The organism is Acinetobacter sp. ANC 3882 (assembly GCF_022549545.1).
In the GTDB taxonomy this organism is placed as follows: domain Bacteria; phylum Pseudomonadota; class Gammaproteobacteria; order Pseudomonadales; family Moraxellaceae; genus Acinetobacter.
Map to the genome: position 1 here is coordinate 330977 of NZ_JAKZGB010000002.1, position 18362 is coordinate 349338.

At 39.2% G+C, this 18362-nt stretch carries 18 protein-coding genes; 7 read left to right on the forward strand and 11 right to left on the reverse strand.

What is annotated here, in order from left to right:
* Positions 1–13 precede the first annotated feature (13 nt).
* The 4 genes from yccS to MMO42_RS06695 form a co-directional block, all read right to left on the reverse strand.
* Positions 14–2164 carry a YccS family putative transporter gene (yccS, locus tag MMO42_RS06680; RefSeq protein ID WP_241319803.1) on the reverse strand — a complete coding sequence of 717 codons (2151 nt, stop codon included), beginning with the start codon at positions 2162–2164 and terminating at the stop codon, positions 14–16.
* A 258-nt stretch (positions 2165–2422) separates the two neighbouring features.
* A complete protein-coding gene (gene sodC, locus MMO42_RS06685; protein WP_241319804.1) occupies positions 2423–3004 on the reverse strand; it encodes a superoxide dismutase [Cu-Zn] SodC in 582 nt (193 codons plus the stop codon).
* Between the two features lie 108 nt (positions 3005–3112).
* Entirely contained in the window at positions 3113–4207 is a 1095-nt protein-coding gene (locus MMO42_RS06690; protein ID WP_241319805.1) for an AI-2E family transporter, read from the reverse strand.
* Between the two features lie 122 nt (positions 4208–4329).
* Positions 4330–4974, reverse strand: coding sequence for a ParA family protein (locus tag MMO42_RS06695; protein ID WP_241319806.1), 645 nt, complete (start codon positions 4972–4974; stop codon positions 4330–4332).
* A gap of 131 nt (positions 4975–5105) precedes the next feature.
* Here MMO42_RS06695 and MMO42_RS06700 point away from each other — a divergent pair, with 131 nt between their 5' ends.
* Positions 5106–5576 carry a Holliday junction resolvase-like protein gene (locus tag MMO42_RS06700; protein ID WP_005297276.1) on the forward strand — a complete coding sequence of 157 codons (471 nt, stop codon included), beginning with the start codon at positions 5106–5108 and terminating at the stop codon, positions 5574–5576.
* Here MMO42_RS06700 and MMO42_RS06705 read toward each other — a convergent pair.
* Positions 5570–6205, reverse strand: a complete 636-nt coding sequence (locus MMO42_RS06705; RefSeq protein ID WP_241319807.1) for a class I SAM-dependent methyltransferase — start codon at positions 6203–6205, stop codon at positions 5570–5572. The two genes, MMO42_RS06700 and MMO42_RS06705, sit on opposite strands and share 7 nt — an antisense overlap.
* A gap of 168 nt (positions 6206–6373) precedes the next feature.
* Here MMO42_RS06705 and MMO42_RS06710 point away from each other — a divergent pair, with 168 nt between their 5' ends.
* Positions 6374–6937, forward strand: a complete 564-nt coding sequence (locus tag MMO42_RS06710; protein ID WP_241319808.1) for a hypothetical protein — start codon at positions 6374–6376, stop codon at positions 6935–6937.
* Positions 6938–6996: 59 nt separating this feature from the next.
* Here the strand turns inward: MMO42_RS06710 and MMO42_RS06715 are convergent, their stop codons facing one another.
* Both MMO42_RS06715 and MMO42_RS06720 read right to left on the reverse strand, forming a co-directional pair.
* Complete coding sequence (locus tag MMO42_RS06715; protein WP_241319809.1) at positions 6997–7566, reverse strand: hypothetical protein; 570 nt, start codon at positions 7564–7566, stop codon at positions 6997–6999.
* Positions 7567–7585: 19 nt separating this feature from the next.
* A complete protein-coding gene (locus tag MMO42_RS06720) occupies positions 7586–8365 on the reverse strand; it encodes a class I SAM-dependent methyltransferase (RefSeq protein ID WP_241319810.1) in 780 nt (259 codons plus the stop codon).
* Between the two features lie 121 nt (positions 8366–8486).
* Between MMO42_RS06720 and MMO42_RS06725 the strand changes: the two genes are divergently transcribed.
* A complete protein-coding gene (locus MMO42_RS06725) occupies positions 8487–9758 on the forward strand; it encodes a hypothetical protein (protein WP_241319811.1) in 1272 nt (423 codons plus the stop codon).
* Between the two features lie 67 nt (positions 9759–9825).
* Here the strand turns inward: MMO42_RS06725 and MMO42_RS06730 are convergent, their stop codons facing one another.
* Entirely contained in the window at positions 9826–10440 is a 615-nt protein-coding gene (locus MMO42_RS06730; RefSeq protein ID WP_241319812.1) for a hypothetical protein, read from the reverse strand.
* Positions 10441–11032: 592 nt separating this feature from the next.
* Here MMO42_RS06730 and MMO42_RS06735 point away from each other — a divergent pair.
* From MMO42_RS06735 to MMO42_RS06750, 4 genes are all read left to right on the forward strand, one after another.
* On the forward strand, positions 11033–11344 hold the full coding sequence (locus MMO42_RS06735) for a hypothetical protein (protein WP_241319813.1): 312 nt from the start codon (positions 11033–11035) through the stop codon (positions 11342–11344).
* A 72-nt stretch (positions 11345–11416) separates the two neighbouring features.
* Positions 11417–12763, forward strand: a complete 1347-nt coding sequence (locus tag MMO42_RS06740) for a S8 family serine peptidase (RefSeq protein ID WP_241319814.1) — start codon at positions 11417–11419, stop codon at positions 12761–12763.
* 794 nt (positions 12764–13557) lie between these two features.
* Positions 13558–13869 carry a hypothetical protein gene (locus MMO42_RS06745; protein WP_241319815.1) on the forward strand — a complete coding sequence of 104 codons (312 nt, stop codon included), beginning with the start codon at positions 13558–13560 and terminating at the stop codon, positions 13867–13869.
* Between the two features lie 77 nt (positions 13870–13946).
* Positions 13947–15302, forward strand: a complete 1356-nt coding sequence (locus tag MMO42_RS06750) for a S8 family serine peptidase (protein WP_241319816.1) — start codon at positions 13947–13949, stop codon at positions 15300–15302.
* 93 nt (positions 15303–15395) lie between these two features.
* Here the strand turns inward: MMO42_RS06750 and MMO42_RS06755 are convergent, their stop codons facing one another.
* The 3 genes from MMO42_RS06755 to MMO42_RS06765 form a co-directional block, all read right to left on the reverse strand.
* On the reverse strand, positions 15396–15806 hold the full coding sequence (locus tag MMO42_RS06755; protein WP_241319817.1) for a hypothetical protein: 411 nt from the start codon (positions 15804–15806) through the stop codon (positions 15396–15398).
* Between the two features lie 222 nt (positions 15807–16028).
* Entirely contained in the window at positions 16029–16454 is a 426-nt protein-coding gene (locus MMO42_RS06760) for a hypothetical protein (protein ID WP_241319818.1), read from the reverse strand.
* Positions 16455–16559: 105 nt separating this feature from the next.
* Entirely contained in the window at positions 16560–18314 is a 1755-nt protein-coding gene (locus MMO42_RS06765; protein WP_241319819.1) for an AAA family ATPase, read from the reverse strand.
* Positions 18315–18362: the final 48 nt, after the last annotated feature.

Genomic DNA, 18362 nt, shown 5'->3' on the forward strand with positions numbered 1-18362 from the left:
TCTGATTTTCTGCTCACTTAATTTCTAAGCTGAGCAGCTTATTTTTTAACGAAACCAATTCAGTCAAAGTTTCTAGCAGCAGACTCATTTGTTTTAACAACAATGGATGCTGTTTAGAAACCTGTTCTTGCCGATTGAAGACCTCAATTTCTGTCAGTAAATGTTCCAGATGATCTTGTTGAATGGGGGCTTGTTCGACCAGACTTTGCTTGAGTAGTTGTTCAATTTTATCCAGCAGATTGAGGAGTTTATCATCTTCGATTTTCTCACGTTGATGTCCCAAACCTGAGACATAGCTCAATTGGCTATGGCTATAAACCAGATAACGAAAGGCATGTTGGATCAGTTCTTGATTGGGCTGAGGTTCAGTACTCAGACTGGAAATCATATTGGAGAGCTCGATTTGTGCATTGTGTGCCGCACGTCGTGTGGTTCGATATTTCAGATCAAGTTGGCGTCCTTGATGATATTGCTGTACCACTACATGTAGATACTCGAGCGTGGCTTGATTGCTTTTCTTGATATTGTTGGAAATATTACGGAAATTCCAATCTGGCCAAATGAAATTGACCGCCAGCCATGCAATTGCGCAACCAATAAAGGTATCGATAATTCGTGGCAGAATAATACTAAAGCCCGCACCTTTTAAATTAAAAATCAGCAGCACCATCAAGGTTGCCATTACGGTGGCAAGTGCATATTTCTTTTGTCTTAGATAGAAAAATAACACTCCGCAAATCACAGTCAATACCAGTTGCCCCTCAATACTCGGGACAAAATACAGAATGGGAATTCCTAACAACACACCGAGTAAAGTACCGATCGTTCTGAGCTTGAGACGGCTCTTGGTGGCAAAGTAGGTAATCTGACAGACAAATAAACTGGTAAGTAAAATCCAATAGCCATTTTGGGCAAAGGGCAACAAGGAAATGGCATATCCAATGGCAAAAATCACCGCCAAACGAACAGCATGACGAAACAATGCAGACTGAGGGCTGAGCTGTTGTTTGATTTTTAAAATCAGATCTTGCACGCCCTGAATATCATCATCGAGCAAATTGAGGTGGTCTTGATGTTGCTGCGGTGAAAGTTGTTCGATGTTTTGATTAAGTTGCAGTTGAGCAAATTGCTCATGCACACTTTTTAAATTATTTAAGATCAGCTCCAGATTCTTAACTTCAAGATTATCTGGATGCTGTTGGACCCAATCCTGCATGGAATATTCTAGATTTTCCAGTGCAGTACTGGCAGGCTCGCTCGGTTGAAAAGTTTGATGATGTAAAATGGCTTGGCTTAAATCATGGCAAGCTAAAGCCTGTAGCTGCATATTTTTTTGAATACGGAAAATCAAATCACTTCGGTTAAAGTTCTGATGAATTTTTTCATAGTGCAGATAGCTGGAAGTGACTTGTTCATGCATGTCTTGGGCAAAGTAATATAAATTGAGCCAATAAATACTGGTGCTGTTGACCCGTGATGCTTTCAAGCGGGTCAACAATGAGTTTTTGGCTTGATTTAAGCTATTTACAACTTGCGTATTCTTTTGCGAAAGTTCAAATAATACAGTCTCAACATTATTCCGATTATCTGGGTCGAATAGACGTGATTTAGCTTGCAGCAGGTCTGCAATATCCTGAAAAATGGTTGATATTTTTTCTTGTAAAGGCAAGGTTGGGCGAATAATAAAAAATAGGATTGAGGTCAGTCCGTACCATAAGGCACCCAAGACAAAATAACTCGGTTGCTGATACCAATCTGGATATTCGCCTAGACCGAACATGGTATAGATCGAAAGTAAAATCGTCCCAAAGGAAATGCTTGCATAACGTTGCCCCAATGCGCCTAAAAGAACCAATGCCGCACTGGAAAGACTGAGATAGACAATGAACCAAAATTTATAGGGAGCGAGAAACTCTAAAATGGTACTCACGCTAAAGAACAGCACACCGACATAAATCAGATTGCGTAAACGAATACTGAGACGATCATCAAAATCGGTCAGTGCGGCAGCAATGGCACCTAAGGTGACAGGAACAATCAGTTGTCCAAAACCAAGTTGATGTAACAACAGGGTTGTACCACACAGTACAATCAAGATTTGCAGGCAATAAAGAAGAATCGAATTGGAGCGAAAGCGATTGAACAGGGTAGATAAATTTTTCACGATTCTTATTCTTTGAAATGTTCTGGTTTCATCATACGAATAAATTTCCCAAAGGAAAGCACTGTTCGCCAACAACGGGCACTATTTTTTAGCATAAATATTTGCATGATCTTTCAAATACTTGATTCTTCAAATAAGAGATAAGATGCAAAATTCATGCTCAGTTGCATTTTGTTATTGTGAGATTGGCAAATAAATAAAAATTGCCTAAAAGCAGAGCAACTGTGGATAACTTGAGAGATACCCACAGTATTTAAATTACTTAATTACACCGCAAGCGATACGCTCACCACCACCACCTAAAGGTTTTGGTGTATCTGAATAGTTGTCACCACCGACGTGAATCATGATGGCACGATTTTGAATATCAGCCAGCTTTAAACGTGGTGCAATCACAGGGGTGGTCGCAAAACCTTTATCATTGACCACCAACACGGGAAGGTCACCTAAATGTCCAGTTTCTGGCGTACCATGATGTGCAACCTTCTCAGGATTTAAATGGCTACCTGCCGCCAGTGCTGCCCCCATTTTTCCATCTTTTAAAGAAGCTTCGCAGGATGGATTTTCATGGATATGGAAGCCGTGTTCACCTGGAGACAGTTTCCAAAGTGCTGGTGTAATGAGTAAGCCTTTTGGGGTTTGTTGGAATGCAACAGTTCCGATCGAAGCACCAATGCCTTTCGCATCAACTTGATAGACTTGAATTAACTGTTTTTGATCAGCCGTGCTGGCCTGCGTTTGAATTTTTGCCGCATTGTTATCTAAAGCAACCGAAGAGCAGGCCGCGATACTTAAGCTCAAACAGCTCAGTAAAGAAAGTTTTTGAAGCATTGATGTCATTGCGAAGATATCCTTATAAATTATCTTTATTTGACGATTCAAACAAAGTCAGAGATATCTCGCAAGCGACATTAATCAATTGATGACAAAAAATTAAACAAAACGAACCTATTTCGGTTCAGGTGGTGCTTCCAGAGCGGCAACAGGCTCATCGATATTTTCATGCAGCCATTCACGCCAGATCGCCAGCAAGATCGCTAAAATCACTGGACCAATGAATAGACCCACTAAACCAAAGCTGGCAATACCACCTAAAACTCCAAACATAATCAAAATGAATGGAATCTGGGTCGCACCTGAAATCACCAACGGGCGAATGACGTTATCTGAGCTGCTCACAATCAGTACACCCCAAACCACAACACCAATGGCTTCCATGGTCTGACCTTGAGCAAATAACCACAGCCCCACACCGAGATATGAAATTGGAGTACCAAAAGGAATCAAGGCTAAAAGAAAGGTGACCATAGTTAGCAGCATTGGATTTGGCACACCAGCGACAAAATAACTGAGACCCGCTAACAAAGCTTGTGCAACTGCGGTTAAACCGACACCGTAAACGACAGCACGTGTAGTTTCAGAAATCGTATCCAGATAATGATGCACGCGTGGACCAATCACCATTTCCAAGGCGCGGCTGACTTGTGCCAAGATCATTTGCCCATCACGGTAGAAGAAGAACAAGGTCATCAGGGCAAAGGTCAGTTTGACCAAATTACGGCTAATTTCGCTGAGGACAAATCGACCATAGCTCAGATGGCTTTGGATCCATTCAGCAATATTTTTGGTAATGCTATTCGGGTCATTACTCAGTTCATTGACAGTACGGCTAATATCTTGACCAATAATGGGCAGGTTTTTAATAAAATCAGGAACTTGTACATGACCTGAAAACAGTTGTCGTTGTAAATTAAAATATAAATTACGACCTTCCAGCTGCAACATAAAAATCGCGCAGATAAAAGGGACACCAATCACTAAAATCACCATCGTGATCATCAGTGTGGCATTGAGTGTTGGTCGGTTTTCACCAAAGAAACGACGTTGTACCCATAGATAAACAGGCCAAGTCATATAAGCAATAATTGCAGCCCAAAGGACAGGGACAATAAAGTATTTGAGAATACTAAATCCCAAAAAGAGCAGGACAAAGAACAGTCCAAACAGCAAAACGCGTTGCAAAATGGGAGCGTATTGTTGCACGATAGTATTTCTCTAGTGCTAGAAATTGAATAAAACCATCTTAACTGAAAAAGTGCTTAAGGGAAATTTTCATTTCCCACTTTTAAGATTTGATATCAAAAGATTACGTTTCTTTGCAAAGCTTAAAACCACTCGCTGGGATCATCCACCAACTGATTTAAAACGGGCTGCCATTGGCTTTGGATGCTGACATAATTTTTCTGGGTTTTATCAAAAACACTGAGCCCTTGCATCGCCAAAGTGCCATAAGCACTGCGTTCTGAAATCCATGCCACAGGATCTTGTTCAATTTTGCTAAAGAAGTCTTGAATATCCTTTGAGCTGGCGCTGTTCGGTTTGACTCGATTGGCAATCAGCAAGATTTGCACTTTGCCTTTACGAATGCGTTTGATGTCTTGCAGATGTTTTAAAAAGCGACGAGTACTATCGATATCAAAAAAAGAGGGCTGTAATGGGGTCACAATCGCATGTGCTTCACTGATCAATTGTTCGGCATGTTCACCTGAGAGTGCGCCTGGAGCATCAATAATTAAATAATCTAAATTTTTGGGCGCTTCACCAATCGATTTTTCATGTCGCCAATCCAGACTTTGAATGCCTGTGACCGTATCAGGGCGTTGCTTTAACCATTGTAATGATGATTTTTGGTTGTCAGCATCTGCCAGCGCGACCTTATAGCCTTTTTGTGATAATGCGGCAGCGAGTGTAATAGCTGTCATGGTCTTGCCACAGCCACCTTTTTGATTTGCGATTAATATTGTCTTCATGAAATTAGATTTATTTAACTATGCGCTCATATTCATTCATACCTTAGCATCTTTTTGCGTCGAGTGTGTTACACATGACAAAAGTTTAATGTTGCAGTTAAATAGCGGCAGCAAAGAGAAGGAAGGTTGATATGTCGGTTTGGCTTGCAATGCTGATTGGTGGCTGTATTGGTGTCGTCATCACCACGATTATTTTGTCGAGCACACGTAACGGTCGGATTCAGGCAGAGTATGAAAAATATATCGCTGAACTTGAACTGGAACATAAACAGGCTTTGCTTGATGCGCAGAAGCGTAGTGTAAATACCAGCCGTGCAGTATTGAAAGGCAAAATGGCTGAACAATTTGCACCGATCTTGCCTGAATTTCGCTATCTGCCAAGCGATGCCAAGTTTTTAGGCGATCCTGTTGATTATGTTATTTTTGATGGTTATACCGACTTTCGCGACGGTGATGGCACCGCCGAAGATATTGAAGTTATTTTGTTGGATATTAAAAGTGGTGGGGCGCGCTTAAGCAAAGGACAGCAGGCTATTGCTCAAGCGGTAACAGAAGGGCGTATCCGTTTTGAAACCTTGCGCATTGATTTTGATGATCAATGAGCAATATCTAATTTTTGCACACGTGCCAACAGCATGGTCTGTGCAAGCATTGGAATACCTTCTGCATCAAAATATTCTTTTTCGATGAATTCAAATTTGGCTTGTAAGAGCTGACGTTCAATGTCTCGGTTCAGATGGCAGCCATCGGCAATGCGTTTTTGAATTGGGGTTAGTAGCGTTTGCAGAGACTGTATTTTTGCAGAGTTTGGATGTTTGACATGCTCAACCAGATGAAAGGTTCCCGTCGGTTTAAGAACTCGATAGATTTCTGCCAGTGCTTGATCTAAATGCGCAATGCTGCATAAGGTCCAAGTCGAGACAATGTGATCCAGAGATGCATCTGCAAAAGGTAGTTTCTCTGCGCTGGATTGAACATGTTTCACGTAAAACGGCGCATGTTGTACACGATCAACCGCCAATTGATAAATATCAGGATTGGGTTCCAAGGCGTACACTGAGTCCACATTGCCATAAAAGGGAATATTCAGGCCTGTACCAAAACCAATTTCGAGAACTTCACCTTCAATCGGCAGCAGTAATTCACGACGTCGATCCATTAAGCTTGCCGTTTGCATGATTTGATTAAGTAAATGAGGAAACACCCGACGTTGATAGAATTGGTAAATCATAGAATTCCATTCGTTGATTCAGAAAAGAGGATACGGTAACTAAACCACAAAAATATGACCAAAGTGAGCTGGATTGTTACCAAATAAAGCACTTTTTTTCACCATCTAAGCATACTATGAAGAGAACTGCTTTTCTAAGTTTTTCGTTATTTTGAGGATGATTGAGCCATGAAAAAACGTCTATGGATGAGTTTATGCATGGTTGTTGCAATTGGGCAAACACATGCATCGACCAGTGGTGAAGAATATAATATCGCCAATGGTTTATCACCAGTTGTGAAATATCAATCGATTTCAGTCCTTAAGCCTTTTGATGGCAACTTCCGTATTCTCGGATCAAAAGTCTACCATGATGATGAACAAGCTAAATTTTCTCCGATTGACTATGCTGTTAGCCTAGGCCTTTTTGCTGAACCTGAGATTGCACGGACGATTGACGTTCGTCAGTATGACCGTTATCTGAATTGGAAAATGACCAAATTGCCTGTGCCACCAGACCAAGCGATTAAAATGGTGTCCAATATGCACATTATTCCTGCCAATCCTGAAATTGCCAAACAAATCAAGCAGGTGAAGCGTGGAGATTTAGTGCAGTTAAAAGGTGAGCTGGTCGAGATTCGTGATAAGGATCTAGTTTGGAAATCATCACTGACGCCAGGTGGTATTGGCGATGGTGCGTGTGAATTATTCCGCGTGAGTTCGATTCAGTGGATCGAAAAACAAAATATTTAAGTAGATCTTCTAATAAATAAAAAAAAGAGGGAAAAACCCTCTTTTTTTATAGGTGAGAATTATTCAGCCTGCATTTTGGTTTCAGGTGCTTGTGCACTTTTCCAGTGGTGTAATTGGCTTTGTGCATGCAAATATTCACTCAGATGATTCACTTGTTTATTTGCATCCGTTTGCGTCTGAGTCGATGCAGTTCCTTGTTCTAAAACTTTGGCTTGTTGTTCCCAATAATCATAAAGCAAGCCTTGAATATAACGCCCTTGTTCCGTTTTTAACTCCAAATCTTTCAGCATGGCAAGTGCAGATTTCACATTGTCTTTTTGACGTTGCTGCTCAAATTCAGGGGTTAACGTATTGGCTTCTTTCATCTTGGCCAATTCAATTTCCATGCTATCGCTCATGTCGGTAAAGCGCTTGTCATAATCTTCTAAAATCGCAATATCATGACCATCATCAGCTGTGGCAGGAAACTGCTTGATCGGTGTTTGGTTGAGCTGGCCAATCGCGTCATTGGTTGAGCTGCTTGGCTGCTCTTTATGGGCAGAAGGCTCTTTGTCTTTATTGCATGCACTGAGCATGAGTGCTGAACTGAGTACACAGGTGATGGCAAATGTGATTTTAAGATTAGGCATAGCTCAACTCGTTCAAGGATTAATTTGATATTTTCTGAGAATGATACGCAAACGTGGTATAGGGGAAACTAATCTGATCTTGCGCAGTTAAGCCTGTAAAATCAAATACAATTTGTTCAAACTTCGCTTTAAGTTGTTGTTGCTCTGCGGCAGGCATGGCTGCAATAAAACTGGTTGAAAGTAGGCGTTTACTGACCACTTGTTCTACCGTGCCCTGATGTTGCTGCTGAAAGGTGTGCAATTCGATCAAATTAAACAACTGCTGATTCTCGAAAACCTGTTTCCATAACTCACTATGGTAGCGCGGTGTATCTCCTTCTAGAGGCGCGATTTCATCAGCCAATGCTTTGACCCAGTCGACATTGGTATCCCGCTGATTCCAGATCAGCCCTAAATGACCTGATGGCTTGAGTACGCGATGCATTTCACTGAGCGTTTCGATATTGGCAAACCAGTGGAAAGATTGAGCACAGAGAATCGCATCAATTGATGCATCTTTTAAGGGAAGTTGTGTGCTGGATGCTTGTACACATTCAACAGAGGGATAGGCCAGCTGTAGTTGCTGCAACATTTCAGTAACGGGCTCGACTGCGATCACTTTGGCCTGTGTTTGAATCAGGTAAGGTAAGAATTTGCCAGTCCCTGCACCGAGGTCAATAACAGTGGAATTTTCACCTAGTTGGAGCCGATCTTGCAGCCAAACCGCTATTTCTTGCGGGTAACTAGGGCGAACCTGTTGGTAGAGTTCAGCCCCTAAACTAAAGCCTTTTTGTGCGGTAGGATGTAAGGATTGTGTCATTTTTTGCGCTTTTTAATCTGTCTTATCTCTATAAAATAAGATACTCCGCAATTATGGTTTGGCAAAGCCACCATTTGGTGACTTTTTGCTACAAGCCTAGGATCAACTTTTCAGTGTGAGCATGGATAAGCAAATAATATTTGAAGATGAGCATATTCGCGTTATTTTTTTAAAAGGTTCAAGTGACACTTTAGTGATTTCGTTTGGCGATTTGATTAGTCGCGCTAAAGGCATGTCAATCAATGCTGAAAAATCGTTAATAAAATATCAATACAATGTGATCGGCATCATGCCGAAGCAGAAATCATGGTTTCCTAAAAGCAGCATGCTCCAGATGCAGCAGCAGATTCAGCCAATTTTAGAACAATTCAAAGGGATTGTTGGCTATGGTGGCTCTATGGGCGGCTATGCTGCGATCAAGTATTCAAATTTATTGAATATGCAAAAAATAGTGGCATTTGTACCGCAGTATTCAATTGACCCGGATGTAGTACAGGATCGCCGTTATGCTGAATTTTTTGATGCATCTATCCATCACGATATGCAGATTCAGGCTGATGAGGTCGATTCATCACGTGAATACATTATCGTCTATGATCCTTACTATGCAGAAGATAAAGAGCATTTTTTAAAGATCCAGCCTTTATTGCCTAAAATGCATGTCATTCATTTGCCATTTACTGGTCATGAAGCACTGTCTGTTTTAGCAAGTTCCCAGCTGTTGAATGATTTTGTGGTTAAACCATTTGAAATCACTTATTTCTATAAGCGGGTTCGAGAGGTTAAAAAGCAAAGTAAGTTCTATTATCGTCATGTGTTGGATGCTTTATTACAGCGGCATAATCAGGCTTTGCTCAAAATTTTGGAACAGAACGAGATTGCTTTAGATGAGCGTTATTTTGATGCCGTTCTCAAACAGAAACTGGTACAGCAACTGTTTAATTTAAAGCAAGGTACGGAACAAAATTTACATAAGCTTGGGGTACATCTGCACTTTGTTCAACATGCAGCGGCATTGCCAGCCAATGTGGTGACAGCACAAAATCACTTTGTGGTATTTAATTTAGCCAGCTTGAAACTGGAAAGTTATACAGCTGAAATCATTGCAGCAAACCAAGCGTATTTATTGCCCTTAAATCTCACGGCAAATGCTTTGGTCAAACTCAGATTGAATGACGAATATTATTTTCTCACCATGAATGACCGTGGGATTCATAAACTGGTCAAAGACGGTGAACCATTTGCACTGGATCAATCCCCACTGGTGTTTAAACACTATGCAGATTTTTATAGTCTGAGCTATAAGCAACTGACTTTAAGCTGTGATGCATCTGGTTTTACTCAATTTATTGAGAACAACGCAGACGAGCAGACCAAGCTACAACTCTGCTGAATCTTGCAATCACAATAAAAAAAGCCCTTTAAACATTCAAAGGGCTTTTTTTATATTTTATAGAAGGTTAATTCGCACCAATTTTTGCATTGGTGTTGACGTTTGCATTCACGCCTAACACTTTAACGCCGACATTCGCACCTGTTTGCAGGTTCTTTTTATCAGCATTCAACCCTGTTTTTGCATTCACACCAGAGGTTTTACCATTCACTTGTGCTTGAGCATTGGTTTGCGCACCTAAATTTAACGATTTAGGTTGGTTAGATGCTTTTTTGTCTTCAATACGTTTTTTGACATTTGCAGTGGTATCGGCTGCAAACTCTTTACCATCAACGGCTTTGTCTACAGCATAGTCTTTGGTATTTTTTACGGCTTCACCTGTTTTATTGACAACGTGTGAACCCACATTCGTTGCAGTGCTTACTGTTTGATGAGTGGTTGCAACACCTGTGTTGACCGCAGCATGACCGACATTATGTGCAGTATGACCAACACCTTGAGCCACTTGACCCACACCTTGTGCGGTGCCTTTCACTGCACCCGTTACGCCTTTAATCAGGCCGCTCGGTTGTACATTGACTTGAGCTGAGCCGCTGGCATTTGCCCCAACGTTCTGTGCAAAAACTGAAGCAGAAGCGAGGATACTTGTTGTCACGATAGCTGTTTTGATCATTTTTTTCATTGCGATTTCCTTAAGCGATGTACCGTATTGGGGTACTTCATCAACGCAATTGCATCATAGCGAGCAAAAAGTAGAAATCTATGGATTTCATCAAAACGTTACAACCTGATTACAGCTTAAAAACACTTTAGAAGGGAATTGTGGAGATCGATTATGTTTTTAAGCACGTGAATATGATAATTTTTTGTTAATTTAAGCTATTGTAATTTATGTATTTTATTTGTTTTTTTAAAATAATAACTTAGGATGTTTAAAGATGGAATTCTAGATCCTTTATTTTGTTAAGAATAATAAATATACAAATTAAGTACATCTAAATAATTATAAAAAGATTAAAAAAGAATCGAAATCATAATTTCTTAGTTCTAGTCGTGCCTTGATGGAATGAAGATTTCCTTATTTAAGGATCTTCACATTTTCAATATTTATCTCAATGGGACGGTTCATCGTTGGTCGTAAATAGATGAAAATGCGATTAAATATTTCATAAGATTATGATTTTAATGGTTTTAAATTCAATGAAAAATCATGAGCGTATTGGAAGACTGAAAGCTACATCAGCAGGGTCAATATAAAATAATGGAGAATATGAATGAAAAAGATAGCAGCATTTTTACTTGTCTTAATGGGACTGGGCTTGATGATTTTTTATTTTCAGTCGTCTGGAACGACAAGTTCGCAAGAAGATAAAGCGGTCTATCAAACTAGTCAGACTCATTCTGAAAAAAATAAAACAGAAATAAAATCAACGGAGGCTAAAACAAAAGAACAGGTGAATTCAATTCTAGGGGATCAATTGGATACTTCCCAGCAAGGCTCTGAATTATATGACACTAAAAGTGATCCTTCTATACAACCAATTGATCCTGATACTGATCAAGCCAATGAAATTAAACAGCTTTAAATCAACTTGGCTTCTCTTTCCAGAAAACTAAAGAATCAAACATTCTTCATTGAAGAATGATGGAGATTAAAAGTGAAAAATAAAATATTATTATTTACAGGTTTATATATTTTGTGTGCAACCACTGCTACTGCTGCAACTATCAATGCTGTCGAGCTTAAGCAACGACTTAACACCGCGGCATTAAGTAAATTGGTGCAGGGACAAATTAATATCAATGCGCTTGTCGATAATGACTCAAATGATCTACTGATTGAATATGACACGAAGGCAGCTGGCACGGCCTCTGGGCAAGAACAACGAAATTTGATTACAGAGGGTAAAAGCCAGTTTAAAAGTAAATTTACCAAGGCTGTGGGCTTTCAAACTTTACGTGAGTTCAATGGTTTTCCTTTAGGTTTATATCGTATTCAAAACCGTGAAACCTTAGCACGAGTTTTAAGTGATCCCTCGGTCAAAGCGGTTTATCCAAATCGTAAAAATGTGCTAACCACGATGCAAAGTCTACCGTTGATTAATCAGCCACAAGTTGTAAACAGTGGGTATACGGGGGAGGGAACCAGTGTTGCGGTGCTTGATACGGGTGTAAATTATACCCATGATGACTTTGGCAAATGTACCGCAGTCAATAGCCCAGCATCGACCTGTCGTGTGGTTTATGCTTTTGATAGTGCACCCAATGATAATAGTTTAGATGATCATGGACATGGCAGTAACGTGTCAGGGATTATTGCCAAAGTTGCGCCGAGTACTAAAATCATTGGGATTGACGTATTTAGAAAAGAGAACGTACAAGGAGGCGGGACGAGAAATGTTACCTATGATAGTGATCTTTTGGCAGGATTAAACTGGACGGTGAATAATGCCAAAGCCTATAGCATTAAAGCGGTTAACTTAAGCATAGCTTGGGCTGGGGTAAAATATACAACTGAATGCAGAAATAGTAGTTATAGTGCTGCTTTTGTGAGAGCACGTAATGTGGGGGTAGTTCCTGTTGTTGCTGCTGGTAATGATGGCTTTGCCGATGGCATTACTTCACCAGCCTGTGCTACAGGTGCTGTGCGTGTAGGCGCTGTTTATGATTCGAATATAGGTGAATTCAACTCATCTGTTTGTAATGAGTCCACAACGCAAGCAGATCAAGTGACCTGTTTCAGTAATGGAGGCTCTTTAGTGACATTACTGGCTCCCGGCGCATATATTACTGCTGGTGGGTATAACATGCGTGGTACATCACAAGCAGCACTACATGTCGCAGGTGTAATTGCATTGTTAAGATCTAATAATTTGCAGAATTCTGAAAATATTGATCAAACCATTTATCGTTTAAGAGCTACAGGCAAGCAAGTGACTGATACACGGACAGGTTTGGTGTTCCCTAGGGTAGATGTTTTAGCCGCGTTCAGAGGTAATCAATAAATATTGATTTAAGTGTAGATTGAAAAATTCGTCGCTCGTTGCAGCTAGAGATAGATGCAACGAGTTTTTTTATGTGCTTAATGACACTGCGCTAGCTTATCCGAACTAAAGTTACTTTGTAGTTTTTGAAAGTTGGCTTGAACGGTAGAGGTTTTGCACATCAAAGGTAATTAATCTTGATGGTTGAGCAAGCATTTTATCTTGCCAGTCTGTAGAACTGCTGCAACTAAACCATTTTGATTAAAAGTTGAAATCTATGGATTTCATCAAAACGTTACAACCAGATTACCGCTTAAAAATACTTTAGAAAGGAATTGTGGAGATTGATTACACGTATTAGAACGTGAAAATGATCGCTTTTTTTATGATATAGGCACATGTAAATCATCAGTTTTAGCTAGATTTTAAGCTAAAAAATGCTCTTGATCTGGTTATGTTTTAACAGAATGAATATGAAAATTATGAATAAATAAATAGCTTTTAACCGATTCAAAAAAGATCAAAATAATGGCATTTTTATTGCTTGGTATAACTATGTGAAATTGTGATTGCAGTTTTTTAGCAATTTCATATTTTTCATCGTGTTTCCTGTGACTAGAAACTCCACTATGGGAAGCACAGAATTAAACAGCATTATGCCGTTATATTTTTTAGATAAACCCGCGATTCAGATCGTATTTTATTTAAAAATATATGTGAAATATAAAGTGAATCTTAAATTGTATTCGCATTATTTATAGAAAAAGAATTGAAAACCAAGTAATGGCCAGTAAATAAAGCGCTGGAGAATATAAATGAAACAGATTGCAGCATTTGTAGTTGTATTGATTGCACTGGGCGTGGTGGTTTTCTACTTTGAACCAGCCGAACCGACCAGTTCAACCGATGATACCGCAATTTATCAGATCAGCCCTGAGCCTTCAGGGACGATGTCAACCACTTTAACCAAACAGGAGACCAACACCACCGAACATACCACATCACATATGTTGAAAAAATTGGAGACAACTCAAAAAGATACCCAATTTTATGACACCAAGAGCGATCCTTCGATACAACCGATTGATCCTGATACTGATCCAGCCAATGAAATTAAAAAACTTTAAATCGTCTGGGTTTCTTTTATCCAAGAAAAACAGATATTAAAAAACCGTTCTTTACCCAAGAACGATGGAGATCAATAGTGAACAATAAAACCTTATTACTTTTAAGCTTATGTGCTTTTTATACCACTACAACCTCTGCCGCAGCACTCGATGCTGTCCAACTTAAACAACGACTCAGCACCGCAGCATTAAACAAAGTGTCGAATGGCAAAATTAATGTGGATGCCTTAGTCGATAACGATTCCAATGATTTACTGATTGAGTACGATAGTAGTGCAACCAGCACTGTTTTTGGGCGGGAAAAGCGCAGCCTGATTGCAGATGGTAAAAGTCAGTTCAAAAATAAATTTGCCAAAGCAGCAGGTTTTCAAACCTTACGTGAGTTTAATGGCTTGCCTCTAGGGCTATACCGTATTCAAAATCGTGAAACCTTAGCGCAGGTTTTAAATGACCCCTCTGTCAAAGGGGTTTATCCAAACCGTAAAAATGTGCCGACCACCCTGCAAAGTTTACCCTTGATCAATCAACCTCAAGCGGTCAGCAATGGCTTTACTGGAGAAGGCTCGAGTGTGGTGGTTATTGATACGGGGGTGAATTATAAGCATGCTGATTTTGGTTGTACTGCGGTAAATACACCATCTTCGACCTGTCGCGTGGTCTATGCTTTTGACAGTGCGCCTGATGATAACAGCTTGGATGATGATGGACATGGCAGCAACGTGTCAGGCATTGTTGCCAAAGTTGCGTCTAAAACCAAAATTATTGGCATCGATGTTTTTAGAAAAGTCAGGTCACAAGGACAATGGGCAAGTACCGCATATGACAGCGATATTCTGGCAGGCATTAACTGGGCCGTGAATAATGCGCAAACCTATAACATCAAAGCAATTAATTTGAGTTTAGGTGTACCCGGGGTGAAATACACATCTGAATGTAGCAATAGCAGTTATAGCACTGCTTTTGCCAATGCACGTGCAGCAGGTGTCGTACCTGTAGTTGCTTCGGGTAATGATGCATTTGCAGATGGAATTTCTTCACCAGCCTGTGTGGCAGGCGCGGTACGCGTCGGTGCAGTTTACGATAGCAATATTGGCGGTGTGTCATGGGGCAATCCATTGAAATGCTCTGATCCAACCACGGCAGCCGATAAAGTGACATGTTTCAGTAATGGTGGTTCACTCGTCACTTTACTTGCACCTGGTGCCATGATTACAGCAGGGGGTGAAACTCAAGGTGGAACTTCACAAGCTGCACCGCATGTGGCTGGCGCAATTGCGTTGCTACGTGCCAATGGCGTGACGCCATCAGAGACCATCGATCAAACCGTAAATCGTTTGAGAGTCACAGGTAAGCCAATTACGGATACACGCACTGGTTTAGTGTTCCCACGTATTGATTTACTTGCTGCAACCAGTGGGCTAAATCCAAATTAAGGTTATTCTATAGTTTAAAGATTGATCCAAAAATAGTTTAAAAAGCCATGACTCGTTGCAGCTAGAGATAGATGCAACGAGTTTTTTATAGGATTAATGACATTGCGCCAGCTTATTTGCACTGAAATTACTTTGTAGTTTTTGAAAATTAGCTTGAACGGTCGCATCTTGCACATCAAAGGCAGTTGCTGTCGTTGGTTGAGCAAGCGATTTATCTTTATAGTGCTGAGTGGTTGAGCTTGCTGAAATTAAACCATTTTGATTAAAGGCCCAATGTTCAACGGCCTGACCGCCATCGAAATAGCCAGTAAACTCAATCATGCAGTGATTTTCCTGCTTGATCAGTTTTGCAAGATTACCTTCAGTTGAGGGTGATGCACCAATATTCTTTACTTGCTGCAAGGATTGGGCCGTGGTGTTCGTTGAGGAAAGTGTAGAGCAGGCAGTAAAGCTGATCGCACTGATGCAGGTGAGTAAAATAATTTTAAAAGGGTGTCGCGTCATGTGCAAAATTCCAGTCCTATGAATCTATGCACTTGAGTGTGTCGGCAAAAATCGTGAAGTTCAAGGAATGTTTTGAGCATACACTGTAAATTTAAAGCCTATTTTTCAAATCACTATAACAAAAGCAATGTGAGCAAATGGTCTTTGATTGGGTCAAGATATAGTACTATTTTGCTGAATGATGCAGCATAAAAAAACCTCTACTGCGTAGAGGTTCTGGATTTAGTTATTTGAAGATTGGCTGAGTCCAGCTCGTTCGATTGGGACATTACCTTCATTGGTTCCAACCACAGCATCTTTGGTATCTTGCCATTTCTTAGCGGTATATTGTGTTGCTTTCTTGGTTTGCTCTTGCACGATTTCAGCTTGTTCAGATGAGTATTCTTTGGTGCTTTTCCATTTTTCACTCATCTTTTGCGATGTGTTTTCAGATGCGCCTTGGATTGAATCACCGAGATTCTGCATGCCTTTGCCTGTTTTATACAGCAAGACACGACCTAAGCTTGGGTTATCACCATAGGGCATGGCTTTTTCAGGCACAGCATTAGATGCATTGGTTGTCGTGTTGTTGGCTGTATCTGCTGCCCATAGAGAAGACGATGCCACTAGTGCAGTCGTAACACATAATATTTGTACTTTATTCATCATCTTTTCTGTCCTTTCAGCGATAGCGTCGCAATCGAGATTTTATATCTTATCGTTCGATAGAAGAAAAGAGTCGAGATGATATGAAATTGATACAGTAGGTAACTATTAGGTTTGGAAAAATCTAGAAATTTCATCTCTTAATAGATATGGGCTTGATTGAATCAAATTTGGTCTACCTCTCACTAATGAGTTTAGTTTATTGGTAAGTAAGCCATATACTTTCTTACCATAAAATAATGTTTGGATGTTCTCTGCGAACTCCTCTTCAAGAGATTGAATATCTTTATAAGGGTTATCTTTTACATTAACTGAAACCATCCGATGGTTAAAAAACCTTTTCTTTGAATCTTCATAAGTCTCTTGAATACTTTCATTTATCAAATTATGTATATTTTCTTTAGTAATAGCTGGATATAAGTAATGAATGTGATCTATGTTTATGAAGAGGCTTTCTATGTCGATATGTGGTGTAATGAATGCATTATATCCATTTCTTTGAATTTTTTCTTTTAGCTCAGTTACTTCATCTTTAGTTAAGTAGTCTTGATCACGATGTATAATTATTTTTACTTCGGGTCTTTTGCTATGAATATATTTAGCTACACTAAAAGCTGACGTTGTGAGCTGAGATGAAGTGTAATAAGAAATTATTTCTGTTATGGTTTTTGGGTAATCGTGTAGTTCCAAAAAAGACTCTAGAAATTTTGTATCTTGATCTTCTGTTAATACAACATATTTAATTCTGTGCCCTAAACTATCTAGTTGGCTTTTTAAATATAAATTTTCATTTTTATAATCATTAATTTGCTTAATGTATGGTGTTATTAAAGGTAGTAACCCCATTTCATCATGAATTTCGTCGTCATGCATGATATCTTTAACTACAGTACATTTTGTTTCATCCTTGTAAATGAAGCCTACTTTGACTTTCTCCTCTTCCTTTATTGCATAAAAGGCAGGGGAGTGAGTAGTTACAAATATTTGCAAGTCCTGAGCATATTTTAAAAATTCAGTTGCTAGATCAAAACAATATTTCATTTCTAAATTATTTTCGGGTTCTTCAAAACCCCAGATAGTATCAGGCTTTACATAGCCTGGTATAGAAAGATTTTGTTCTTCCTTTGCCATATGAAATAATATTATTGGTATGTGTCTGACTTTAATGCCATCCCCACGTTGTGCTAAATGATAGATGTTTCCATCATCATTTACTCCAAAGTCAAGTTTTGAAAAAAGCTGTTTAAAATCTGATGGAACTTGTAAAGTATTTTTCAGGCCTAAAGAACTAAATAAATCATTTGTTATATTTTGAGTTATATCTTGTAGTCCACTAATAAATCTCGTACCTTTTTTACTAATTTCCTCATTGAATTTTAAGTTGAGAACATCATGTAGATCTTCCATTAGATTGTGAAAGTATGTTTCACTTTTTATGGCAGGGACGTATCTATAGCGTAATTTGTTCAACCACTTATAGACATTTGTATTGGGTTCTAATTTTTTTCCATTTTTAATAACAGTTCTTTCATCAATTATTGATCCATCTTGCTTCCATTTTTTTGTCCATTTTATTTCTGAGTTAATATTAAATCTACCTTTAGGTAGGGATATTATGAGGTCAATTCGTATCTCTTTTCTTGAGCCAGTACCTGTACTAGCATTGAAGGAATAATCCTGCTCAAAGCGAAATTTTTTATTTATATCAGTTTCATTATTAAAAAAAAGATTCAGAGCTCGTAAAATGTTAGATTTTCCTTGGTCATTTTTCCCTACAAATATATTTAAATCATTTGCTTTATAACTTTTGAGGTGGTTGATAGACCTAAACTTTCTAATTTCAATTTGCTTTATAAACTTCATATTTGATATCAATAAATAAACCCCACTATTTTATAGCGGGGTTTATTA